The organism is Agromyces binzhouensis, from assembly GCF_004135055.1.
In the GTDB taxonomy this organism is placed as follows: domain Bacteria; phylum Actinomycetota; class Actinomycetes; order Actinomycetales; family Microbacteriaceae; genus Agromyces; species Agromyces binzhouensis.
In genome coordinates, this window is the sequence record NZ_SDPL01000077.1 from 1 (window position 1) to 10,155 (window position 10,155).

Annotated in this window: 13 protein-coding genes; 1 reads left to right on the forward strand and 12 read right to left on the reverse strand. The window is 70.3% G+C overall.

The window, feature by feature from the left end:
- From ESO86_RS06025 to infC, 10 genes are all read right to left on the reverse strand, one after another.
- The coding region (locus ESO86_RS06025) for a phenylalanine--tRNA ligase subunit beta (protein WP_165307403.1) at window positions 1–1,562 on the reverse strand (1,562 nt) is incomplete at its 3' end.
- A gap of 3 nt (window positions 1,563–1,565) precedes the next feature.
- Window positions 1,566–2,606 (reverse strand): phenylalanine--tRNA ligase subunit alpha, encoded by a 1,041-nt coding sequence (gene pheS / locus ESO86_RS06030; RefSeq protein WP_129234079.1) that lies wholly within the window; start codon window positions 2,604–2,606, stop codon window positions 1,566–1,568.
- 41 nt (window positions 2,607–2,647) lie between these two features.
- Window positions 2,648–3,562, reverse strand: a complete 915-nt coding sequence (locus ESO86_RS06035; protein ID WP_129234080.1) for an amino acid ABC transporter permease — start codon at window positions 3,560–3,562, stop codon at window positions 2,648–2,650.
- Window positions 3,559–4,206, reverse strand: a complete 648-nt coding sequence (locus ESO86_RS06040; RefSeq protein ID WP_129234081.1) for an amino acid ABC transporter permease — start codon at window positions 4,204–4,206, stop codon at window positions 3,559–3,561. The genes ESO86_RS06035 and ESO86_RS06040 overlap by 4 nt, the downstream gene beginning before the upstream one ends.
- 81 nt (window positions 4,207–4,287) lie before the next feature.
- Complete coding sequence (locus tag ESO86_RS06045) at window positions 4,288–5,154, reverse strand: glutamate ABC transporter substrate-binding protein (protein WP_129234082.1); 867 nt, start codon at window positions 5,152–5,154, stop codon at window positions 4,288–4,290.
- A gap of 59 nt (window positions 5,155–5,213) precedes the next feature.
- Window positions 5,214–5,999: an amino acid ABC transporter ATP-binding protein gene (locus ESO86_RS06050; protein WP_129234083.1), complete on the reverse strand. Its 786-nt coding sequence runs from the start codon at window positions 5,997–5,999 to the stop codon at window positions 5,214–5,216.
- Between the two features lie 70 nt (window positions 6,000–6,069).
- Window positions 6,070–6,870: a TrmH family RNA methyltransferase gene (locus tag ESO86_RS06055; RefSeq protein WP_129234084.1), complete on the reverse strand. Its 801-nt coding sequence runs from the start codon at window positions 6,868–6,870 to the stop codon at window positions 6,070–6,072.
- Between the two features lie 161 nt (window positions 6,871–7,031).
- A complete protein-coding gene (rplT, locus tag ESO86_RS06060) occupies window positions 7,032–7,418 on the reverse strand; it encodes a 50S ribosomal protein L20 (RefSeq protein WP_129234085.1) in 387 nt (128 codons plus the stop codon).
- Between the two features lie 32 nt (window positions 7,419–7,450).
- Window positions 7,451–7,645 carry a 50S ribosomal protein L35 gene (rpmI, locus tag ESO86_RS06065; protein ID WP_067949205.1) on the reverse strand — a complete coding sequence of 65 codons (195 nt, stop codon included), beginning with the start codon at window positions 7,643–7,645 and terminating at the stop codon, window positions 7,451–7,453.
- Window positions 7,646–7,701: 56 nt separating this feature from the next.
- On the reverse strand, window positions 7,702–8,319 hold the full coding sequence (infC, locus tag ESO86_RS06070) for a translation initiation factor IF-3 (protein ID WP_129234088.1): 618 nt from the start codon (window positions 8,317–8,319) through the stop codon (window positions 7,702–7,704).
- A gap of 267 nt (window positions 8,320–8,586) precedes the next feature.
- On the opposite strand from infC, the gene ESO86_RS06075 reads away from it, so the two are divergent.
- Window positions 8,587–9,015: a DUF1844 domain-containing protein gene (locus ESO86_RS06075; RefSeq protein ID WP_129234086.1), complete on the forward strand. Its 429-nt coding sequence runs from the start codon at window positions 8,587–8,589 to the stop codon at window positions 9,013–9,015.
- Between the two features lie 31 nt (window positions 9,016–9,046).
- On the opposite strand, the gene ESO86_RS06080 is transcribed toward ESO86_RS06075, so the two are convergent.
- Both ESO86_RS06080 and ESO86_RS18605 read right to left on the reverse strand, forming a co-directional pair.
- On the reverse strand, window positions 9,047–9,823 hold the full coding sequence (locus tag ESO86_RS06080; protein WP_129234087.1) for a DNA-formamidopyrimidine glycosylase family protein: 777 nt from the start codon (window positions 9,821–9,823) through the stop codon (window positions 9,047–9,049).
- Window positions 9,823–10,155, reverse strand: a 333-nt coding sequence (locus ESO86_RS18605) for a hypothetical protein (protein WP_165307406.1), incomplete at its 5' end; no start/stop codon positions are given. The genes ESO86_RS06080 and ESO86_RS18605, both read right to left, overlap by 1 nt.

A 10,155-nucleotide genomic window follows, 5' to 3' on the forward strand; every position in this document is an offset into this window, starting at 1 on the left:
AGCGCGTCGGCGACGCCGCGGCGCACGCGCTGCGCCCGGGTGAGCCCACGACCGGGCGGGGCGACGGGCAGCACCGACGGGATGCGGTCGTAGCCGAGCAGTCGCGCCACCTCCTCCGCGAGGTCGACGTTCGCGGTGAGGTCGGGACGCCACGACGGCGGGACCACGTCGAAGCCGCCCTCGACGCGGGCGACCGCGCCGCCGATCTCGGCGAGTGCGTCGTGCACCTCGTCGGCGGTGTACTCGACGCCGATGAGTCCCGTGACGAACCCGTCGGGCAGGTGGATCGCCTCGCGCGCGGGCGCCTCGTGGATGAGCGAGCCCCGCTCGTCGGCGACGCCGCCCGCGAGGTCGACGAGCAGCTGCGCGACGCGAGCGGCCGCCGCTCCCGCCACGGCGGGGTCGACGCCGCGCTCGAAGCGCTTGGACGCCTCGCTCGGGAGCTTGTGCCGGCGCGCGGTGCGGGCGATCGAGACGGGGTCGAAGTTCGCGGCCTCGATCAGCACGTTCGTCGTCGCATCCCCGATCTCGGTGGACGCGCCGCCCATGACGCCCGCGAGTCCGATCGCGCCCCGGTCATCGGTGATGAGCAGGTCCTCCGCATGGAGGGTGCGCACCTTGCCGTCGAGCGTCTCGAGCGTCTCACCGGGCGCGGCGCGGCGCACGACGATGCCGCCCTGCAGCGCGTCGAGGTCGTAGCCGTGGATCGGCTGGCCGAGTTCGAGCATCACGTAGTTGGTGATGTCGACCGGAAGCGAGAGCGAGCGGATGCCGGCGAGCTTCAGTCGGGCGACCATCCAGGCCGGCGTGGGCCGGGTCGGGTCGATCCCGCGCACGATCCGCGTCGCGAACACGCTCGCGCCGACGCGGCCGCGGATCGGCGCCTCGTCCCGGACCTCGACGGGGAAGGCGTCGGCCGATGCCGTCGCGGCCGGCACCTGCGCGGCCGGGTCGCGGTACACCGCGCCCGTGGCGTGGGCGTACTCCCGGGCCACGCCGCGGATCGAGAACGCGTAGCCGCGGTCGGGCGTGACGTTGATCTCGACCGCGGCGTCGTCGAGGCCGAGCAGGGCGATCGCGTCGGTGCCGACCGGTGCGTCGACGCCGAGCGTCGAGAGGCGCAGGATGCCGTCGTGGTCCTCGCCGAGCCCCAGCTCCTTGGCCGAGGCGATCATGCCGTCGGACACGTGGCCGTAGGTCTTGCGCGCCGCGATCGGGAACGGACCGGGCAGGACCGACCCGGGAAGGGTCACCACGACCTTGTCGCCGACGAAGAAGTTCCGTGCGCCGCACACGATGCCGTGCACCGCGTCGCCGCCGTCGGCGGCCTGCTCGCCCTCGGGCGCGACGCGCACCTGGCACCAGCGGATGGTCTTGCCGTTCGTCTGCGGCTCCTCGACGAACTCGAGGACCTCGCCGACGACGATCGGGCCCTGGAGGTCGAACGTGTGCACGTCCTCCTCCTCGAGACCGACGCGCACGAGCGCGGCGTGCACGTCGTCGAGGGACGTGCCGGGCGGGAGATCGACGTACTCGGCGAGCCAGCTGAGAGGCACTCGCATGTCCTAGACCACCATTCCGAACTGCTGGGAGAAGCGGATGTCGCCCTCGGCCATGTCGCGCATGTCCTGCACGTCGTTGCGGAGCATGAGCCCGCGCTCGATGCCCATGCCGAAGGCGAAGCCCGTGTGGACCTCGGGGTCGATGCCCGCGGCGCGGAGCACGTTGGGGTGCACCATGCCGCAGCCGCCCCACTCGATCCAGCGCGGCCCGTCCTTGAAGGTCGGGTGCCAGAAGTCGAGCTCGGCCGAGGGCTCCGTGAACGGGAAGAAGCTCGGGCGCAGGCGCACCTTCGCCTCGTCGCCGAAGATCGACTTCACGAAGTGGTCGAGCGTGCCGCGGAGGTGGGCCATGGTCAGGCCCTTGTCGACCGCGAGGCCCTCGAACTGCATGAAGACGGGGAGGTGCGTCGCGTCGAACTCGTCGGTGCGGTACACGCGGCCGGGTGCGAGCACGTAGATCGGCACCTCGCGTTCGAGCATCGAGCGCACCTGCACGGGGCTCGTGTGCGTGCGGAGCACGAGGTGCGCCTCCGGCGGGTCGACGAAGAAGGTGTCCTGCATCGCGCGCGCCGGGTGGTCGGCGTCGAAGTTGAGGGCGTCGAAGTTGAACCACTCGCTCTCGACCTCGGGGCCCTCCGCGATCTCCCAGCCCATGCCAGTGAAGACGTCGCACACGCGGTCCTGCAGCAGTGCGAGCGGATGCCGGGCGCCGGGCGTGAACCGGGACGGCAGCGCCGTGACGTCCACCGCCTCGGCGGCGAGCTGCGCCTCGGCCTCGGCGGCGACGATCTCCGCCTCGCGGGCGGCGAACGCCTGGTTCACCCGGCCGCGGGCGGAGCCGACGAGCTTGCCGAGGGCGGCCTTCTGGTCGTTCGGGACGGAGCGCAGCGAGGCGTTCAACCGCGCGAGCGTCGACTTCTCGCCGGTGTGCTCGCTGCGGACGGCCTTCAGCGCGGCGGAGTCGCCTGCTGCGTCGATCGCGGCGAGGGCCGCGTCGACCGCGGCCGCGACGGCCGGTTCGGTGATCTGGAGGGGCTCGGACACGAGAGTCGAGTCTAGTCGGGGCGCGTGGCCCCCTGCGTCGACTAGATCGCGCCCTTGCCCGTCTGGCGCCTCTCCGCGTTGGCCGTGGCGATCCCCTTCAGGAGCTCCTCGTTCTCCTCGTCGGGGTTCGGCGTGGGGCTCCCGGTCTTGCTCGCCGTGCGACGGGACACCCAGCGCGCGACCCACGACAGGGACAGGTTCATGATCAGGTACAGCACGAGCGCGACGATGTAGAACGAGAACAGGTAGTAGTTGCCGTAGAACGTCGCGAGCTGGTTCATCGTCACGCGCAGCAACTCGACGTAGCCGACGATGTAGCCGAGCGAGGTGTCCTTCAGCAGCACGACGAGCTGGGCGATGATGATCGGCAGCATCTGGCGGAACGCCTGCGGGAACTCGACGAGGATCTTCGACTGCATCGGGCGCATGCCGAGGCTGAGGCCGGCTTCGCGTTGGCCGCGCGGCAACGATGCCAGGCCGGCGCGCAGCGCCTCGCCGATCAGCACGCCGTTGTAGAGCGAGAGTGCTGCGACGACCGCCCAGAACGTGCCGGTGCTCAGGACCAGCAGGATGAACAGCATCATGAGCAGCACCGGCATGCCGCGGATGAACTCGAGGACCACGGCAGTGGGGATCCGGATCCACGCCGTCTGCGCGCTGCGCAGCAACGAGAAGACGGTCCCGAGGATGAGCGCGAACGCCGACGCCGTCAGGGCGGCGCTGAGCGTACCCCACACGCCGACGGTGAAGATGCGCTCCCAGACGATCGGGTTGGTGAAGGGTTCCCAGCGTGACGGATCGAAGTAGCCGGGGAGGTTCCCCTTCGGCGCCGCGAGCGTCACCACGATCCACCCGAGTCCGGCGAGGATCAGGACCGCGCCGATGATGGAGCTGATCCGGGAGCGACGACGGGCGACGGGGCCCGGGGCGTCGAAGAGGACACTCGATCCGGTCATCGCTGCACCACCCAACGGCGTTCGAGGCGTGCCGCGAGGAGCCCCAGCGGCACGGTGATGAGCAGGTAGAAGGTGGCGACGCCGAGGAGGATCGGGATGACCGCGTCACCGCGGTCGTTCGCGAGGATCCGGCCGGTCGCGAAGAGGTCGACGACGAAGAACGCACCCGCGACCGAGGTGTTCTTCGTGAGCGCGATGAACACGTTGATGAGCGGCGGCACCGTCATCCGGAAGGCCTGCGGCAGGACGATGAGCCCGACGGTCTGGGCGAACCCGAAGCCCACGCTGCGGGCCGCCTCGGCCTGCCCGACGGGCACGCCGTTGATGCCCGATCGAAGGGCCTCGGCGATGAACGGCGACGTGTACACCGACAGGCCGATGAACGCGGCCGTGACGAAGTCCAACCTCGATCCGAGGATCGGAAGGACGATCGCGGTGAAGAACAGCACGAGCGTGAGCGGGGTGTTGCGCACCAGCTCGGTGTAGCCCGTCGAGAACCACCGCAGCGACGCCACCGGCGAGATGCGCATGGCCGCCACGAGCGTGCCGATGACGAGCGCGGCGAGTCCCGACACCACGAGGAGCAGCACCGTGGTGCCGAAGCCCTCGAGGTAGAGCGGGAGGTTTTCGATGACCGCGTCCACGCGCTTCCTTCCTGTGGTCTGAGGTCGACGTGCCGAACCGGGAGGTCCGGACGCCGTGCGGCGCCCGGACCTCCACGCGGATCAGTACCGGTCGACGGCCGGCGGCTCGCGGAACTCGAGCACCGTGCCTGCGGTCGCGTCCCAGGCGGCCTCGTACGAGCCGTCCTCGTAGGACTGCTCGAGCACGTCGTTGATGAACGACCGGAAGTCGTCATCGCCGAGCATGACGCCGATGCCGTAGGGCTCCTCGGTGAACGGCTCGCCGACGACCTTGAACTCGCCGGGGTTCTGGTCGACCAGGCCCGCGAGGATCACGTTGTCGGTCGACACGGCGACGACCTGGCCGCTGCGCAGCGGCTCGAGGCAGTTGCTGTACGTGTCGGTCTCGAACACCTCGGCGCCGAGGTCGCGCAGGTTGGCGGCCGGCGTGGAACCGCTCACCGAGCAGACCGGCTGGCCGACGAGGTCGTCCTCGCTCGTGATGTCCTCGTTGTCGGCGAGGACGAGGATGGACTGGCCGGCCTCGAAGTAGGGTCCGGCGAAGTCGACGACCTGCTTGCGATCGTCGTTGATCGTGTACGTCGCGACGACGAAGTCGACCTCGCCGTTCTCGATGAACGGCTCGCGGTTGGCCGAGACGGTCTCGACCCACTCGATGTCCTCCGGTGCGATGCCGAGCTCCGCGGCGATGATCTTCGCGATCTCGACGTCGAACCCGACGGGCACGCCGTCCGGTCCGACGAGGCCGAAGAGCGGCTGGTCGAACTTGGTGCCGACCGTGACCGTGCCCGCCTCGGCGAGCGCCGCCATGGTCGTCCCCTCCGCGAACTCCGGGGCCTCCTCCACCGTGGGCTCATCGGCGGCATCGTCTCCGCCGCCGGCGCAGCCGGCGAGCAGGAGTGCGGTCGCGGCAGCCGCCGCGACGAGTGCGATTCTGCTGCGTCTCATGTCGTGCCTCATCTCTCGTGGTTCGTTCGGGTTTCTCCGCCGCTCGTGGCAGCAGAGGTCTAGTGCTCGAGGATCTTCGAGAGGAAGTCCTTCGCGCGGTCGGTCTTGGGGTGGTCGAAGAACTCCGCGGGCGTCGCCTCCTCGACGATCTTCCCGTCGGACATGAAGAGCACGCGATCGGCCGCCTTGCGCGCGAAGCCCATCTCGTGGGTGACGACGATCATGGTCATGCCCTGCTCGGCGAGGCTCACCATCACGTCGAGCACCTCGTTGATCATCTCGGGGTCGAGCGCGCTCGTCGGCTCGTCGAGGAGGATGAGCTTCGGGTTCATCGCGAGCGATCGCGCGATCGCCACGCGCTGCTGCTGGCCGCCCGAGAGCTGCGCCGGCATCTTCTTCGCCTGGTTCGCGACGCCGACGCGCTCGAGCAGCTCCATCGCCTTGGCGTCGGCCTCCTTGCGCGGGATGCGGCGCACCTTGATCGGAGCGAGCGTGACGTTCTCGAGCACGGTCTTGTGGGCGAACAGGTTGAACGACTGGAAGACCATGCCCACGTCGGCGCGCAGCTTCGCGAGCCCCGCGCCCTCCTCCGGGAGCTTCTGGCCGTCGATCGTGATGGTGCCCGAGTCGATGGTCTCGAGTCGGTTGATCGCACGGCACAGCGTCGACTTGCCCGAACCCGACGGGCCGATGACGACGACGACCTCGCCGCGATTCACGACCGTGTTGATGTCGTTCAGGACGTGCAGCTCGCCGAAGTGCTTCTCGACCTTGTCGATCACGACGAGAGGCTCGCCGCGACGGACCGAGATGTTCGACGTTCGAGGAGCGGTGTCGGCGGCCATACCCCTCAAACTAGGGCCCGGGGGTGCCCGGCGGCCACCGCCAGAGCGGGGGGTTTACCGTTCCGTTACCTCAGCTGCGCTGCGCGAACGCGCTCTCGTACAGGCAGACGGATGCCGCGGTCGCGAGGTTCATCGATTCCGCGTGCCCGTAGATCGGCACCGTGACCACCCGGTCCGCGAGGGGCAGCACCTCGTCGGGCAGGCCCCGGGCCTCGTTGCCGAAGAGCCAGGCCGTCGGCTGAGCGAGGAGGCCGTCGCGACGGGCCTCGAGCAGGTCCTCGCCCTTGACGTCGGCGGCCAGGATCGTGAGGCCCGCCTCGCGGGCGCGGGCGAGCACGTCCTCGAGCTCGGCCCCGACCGCGACGGGCAGGTGGAAGATCGATCCCGTCGACGAGCGCACGACCTTCGGGTTGTAGAGGTCGACCGCGCGCCCGGTGAAGACGACCGCGTCGGCGCCGGCCGCGTCGGCGGCGCGGACGATGGTGCCCGCATTGCCGGGGTCGCGCACCTCCTCGAGGATCGCGACGAGCTTCGGCTTCGCCGCGAACACGTCCTTCACGGCGGTCGGGAACTGGTGGCAGACCGCCACGAAGCCCTGCGGCGTGACCGTGTCGGCCATCGCGTCCAGGACCTCCTCCGTGACGTACTCGACGTCGACGCCCGCGTCGATGGCCGTGTCGCCGATGTCGGCGTAGCGTTCGAGCGCGGTCGGCGTCGCGTAGAGCTCGACGACGAGCTGCGGCCGGAACGTCAGGGCCTCGGCGACGGCCTGCGGCCCCTCCAGGAGGAACATGCCCGTCTCGACGCGCGCGGGCTTCTTCGCGAGCTTCGCGACGGCCCGCACCCTGGGCGACCTCGGGTTCTCCAGCACGGGTCAAGCCTAGCGACGGATGCCGCGGCGGCGCCGCTCCCCCGCCGTGCAGCGGCATCCGCCCCGTGCCGTCGCCCGCCTGCTCCTGCGCGTGCGCCGCCCGGAGACGATGAACGGCCCGGCACCGCGAGGGTGCCGGGCCGTTCGGGCCGAAGCAGCGATCAGGCCGCGTTCTTCGGAGCGTTCACGTCGCTCGGGAGCGCCTTCTTTGCGGCCTCGACGAGGCCCGCGAAGGTCGCCGGCTCGTTGACCGCGAGGTCGGCGAGGATGCGACGGTCGACCTCGATGCCGGCGAGGCCGAGCCCCTGGATGAGGCGGTTGTACGTGATGCCGTTCTGGCGCGCAGCGGCGTTGATCCGCTGGATCCAGAGGCGACGGAAGTCGCCCTTCTTCTTGCGGCGGTCGTTGTACGAGTAGACGAGCGAGTGGGTGACCTGCTCCTTCGCCTTGCGGTAGAGGCGCGACCGCTGCCCGCGGTAGCCCTCGGCGCGCTCGAGGATGACCCGACGCTTCTTGTGCGCGTTGACTGCGCGCTTGACTCTTGCCATGACTGTGTCTCTTCCTTACCGGGTCTCGTCGCTCAGCGACCGAGCAGCTTCTTGATGACCTTGGTGTCGGGCGCCGAGGCGACCTTGTCCTGGTTCAGGCGGCGGGTGCGCACCGAGGACTTGCCCTCGAGGTTGTGGCGCATACCGGCCTGCTGCTTCTTGATCTTGCCGCTGCCGGTGACCTTGAAGCGCTTCTTGGACCCGGAGTGGGTCTTCTGCTTCGGCATCTCTCGTCTCTCTCCTTGGTTCTGCCGCCACCGAGGTGGCGGACGTGTGTGCTGGCCTAGGCCTCGTCGGCCGCGGCCGTCTGCGGTCCGTCGCCCGCGGCATCCGCCGCCGGGCGCTGCTTCGCCGCAGCACGCTGTGCATTCGCCTCGGCCTTGGCCTCGGACTTGTTCTTGAGGGGCGCGATGACCATGACCATGTTGCGACCGTCGATCGTCGGGTTGTGCTCGACGGTGCCGTACTCGGCGACGTCTTCCGCGAAGCGCTGCAGGAGGCGGACGCCCATCTCGGGACGCGACTGCTCGCGACCGCGGAAGAGGATCATGGCCTTGACCTTGTCGCCGGACTTCAGGAAGCCGACGGCGCGCTTCATCTTGGTCTCGTAGTCGTGCTTGTCGATCTTGAGGCGGAACCGAACCTCCTTGAGGATCGTGTTCGCCTGGTTGCGCCGGGCTTCCTTCGCCTTCTGCGCAGCCTCGTACTTGTACTTGCCGTAGTCCATGATCTTGACGACCGGCGGACGGGAGTTCGGCGCGACCTCGACGAGATCGAGGTCGGCCTCCTGCGCGAGCCGCAGTGCCACCTCGATCTTCACGACGCCGACCTGCTCTCCGCCGGGGCCCACAAGGCGGACCTCGGGAACGCGGATACGGTCATTGGTACGCGGATCGCTGATGCGAGTCTCCTCTACTCGAACGTGTGTTCCAGCCCTTCGGGAGACGGATGCCGCCCGAAGACGAGAGCGGAAATCCACGCGATGACGCCCCGCGGATTCTCACCGCGGGCTCATGCGGCACCCTTGCTCCTCCCCCGCCGGAACGGGGAAGGGGAGTGCGAACGACCCGGTAACCTTGATGAAGCGGTATGCGCGGGTGGGAGTCTCTCCACTTTCGTACCGGGGACTGGCCCCGGAGCCCGCAGTAGTCTAGCAGAGGAATCCCCGGTGAGCGACACTTCGCCCGAGTCCACGCGTGCGCCCGAGCACGACCAGCCCGAGAACGGTGCCCACGCCGATGCCGCTCAGGGCGCTCCCGACACCGAGCAGGCCGTCGCCGATGCGACGCGCGACATCGCCGAGGTCCCGGCGGTCGAAGTGATCACGACCGCGGCCGTGCACCTCATGAGCGCCGCGGCCGTCAAGGTCGGCCTCGCCGACGACCCCGCGTCGCAGACCGACCTCGACGAGGCGCGCAAGCTCATCAACGCCCTCGCGGGCCTGATCACCGCCGGAGCACCGGAGATCAGCGACATGCACGCGCGGTCGCTGCGCGACGGCCTCCGCTCCCTGCAGCTCGCGTTCCGCGAGGCCTCGACGATCCCCGACGAGCTCGGCAAGGGCCCCGGCGAGAAGTGGACCGGGCCGGTCTCCTAGTCGTGGCCTGCCCGGCCGCGCCGGCAGCCGCTCACGGCTGGCAGTGCGGGCACCAGTACGTCTCGCGCAGTTCGACGTCGTTGCGCCCGAATCGCCCGTAGGCGATGCGCGTGCCGCAGCGGCGGCACGGCTCGCCCGCGCGGCCGTAGACCCAGAGCCGCCGACCGGGTCGGGTATCGCCCGTCGTCGTCCGCTCCGAGCGGTCGCGGTTGGCATGGATGACGCGACGCGCGAGGTCGATCGCCGGCACGAGGTCGACCTCGCCGATCGGCCGCTCCGGTCGGATGCCGCGGAGGAAGCACACCTCGTTGACGAGCACGTTGCCGAGCCCCGCGAGGTTGCGCTGGTCGGCGAGCGCGACCACCGCCGGCACCCCGGGCTCGGCGGCCAGGCGTCGCGTCGCCTCCGCAGCGTCCCAGTCGGGACCGAGCAGGTCGGGTCCGAGGTGGCCGAGCCGATCGGCCTCCTCGGCGGCGGGGAACACCTCCACCACGCCGAGATCGAAGCCGACCGCCGTGGCATCCGCCGTCTCGACGATCGCCCGGGCGCGATGCGCCGGGCTCGGCCAGCGCTGACCGGGCCGGAGCACGCGCCACTCCGCCTCCATCTTGAGGTGGGTGTGCAGCACCACGCCGCCGATGCGCATGAGCAGGTGCTTGCCGCGGCTGGCGACCGAGTGGATCGTCTCGCCCGCGAGGTCGACCGTCGCGAACGCCGGCACCCGGATGTCGCTCCGGACCACGGTGCGCCCGGCGAGCGCATCGTCGAGCCGGCGTGCCGCACGGAAGACGGTGTCGCCCTCGGGCATCAGCTCCTCGCCTCGAATCGGAGGCCCTGCGGCGTCTCGCGGAAGCCGGCACCCCTGAGGGGCGCGTCGAGCGTCGATCCGAACACGCCCGCGCCGTTCACCGTCTCGACGCGGAACCGGGCCCCGCGCGCTCGGGCGAGCGCGCCGGCGAGCGCGTCGGCACCCTGCGCGAGCACCGCCTCGTCATCGGTGAACACGAGCGCGGTGCGGCCGCCGCGCTCCAGGTAGAACGCCGGTTCGCCGTCGACGATCGCGACGACGGCGCCGGCCTTGCGGGCGGGGCGATGCGTGAGCTCGACGACCGGGTCGGGCCAGTCGAGCGCCGCGCCGAA

Excerpts from the sequence above, each read along its gene's own strand:
- ESO86_RS06035 (WP_129234080.1), bottom strand. The coding sequence starts at position 3,562 with ATGACCGGATCGAGTGTCCTCTTCGACGCCCCGGGCCCCGTCGCCCGT.
- ESO86_RS06045 (WP_129234082.1), bottom strand. The coding sequence starts at position 5,154 with ATGAGACGCAGCAGAATCGCACTCGTCGCGGCGGCTGCCGCGACCGCA.
- ESO86_RS06050 (WP_129234083.1), bottom strand. The coding sequence starts at position 5,999 with ATGGCCGCCGACACCGCTCCTCGAACGTCGAACATCTCGGTCCGTCGC.
- rplT (WP_129234085.1), bottom strand. The coding sequence starts at position 7,418 with ATGGCAAGAGTCAAGCGCGCAGTCAACGCGCACAAGAAGCGTCGGGTC.
- rpmI (WP_067949205.1), bottom strand. The coding sequence starts at position 7,645 with ATGCCGAAGCAGAAGACCCACTCCGGGTCCAAGAAGCGCTTCAAGGTC.
- ESO86_RS06080 (WP_129234087.1), bottom strand. The coding sequence starts at position 9,823 with ATGCCCGAGGGCGACACCGTCTTCCGTGCGGCACGCCGGCTCGACGAT.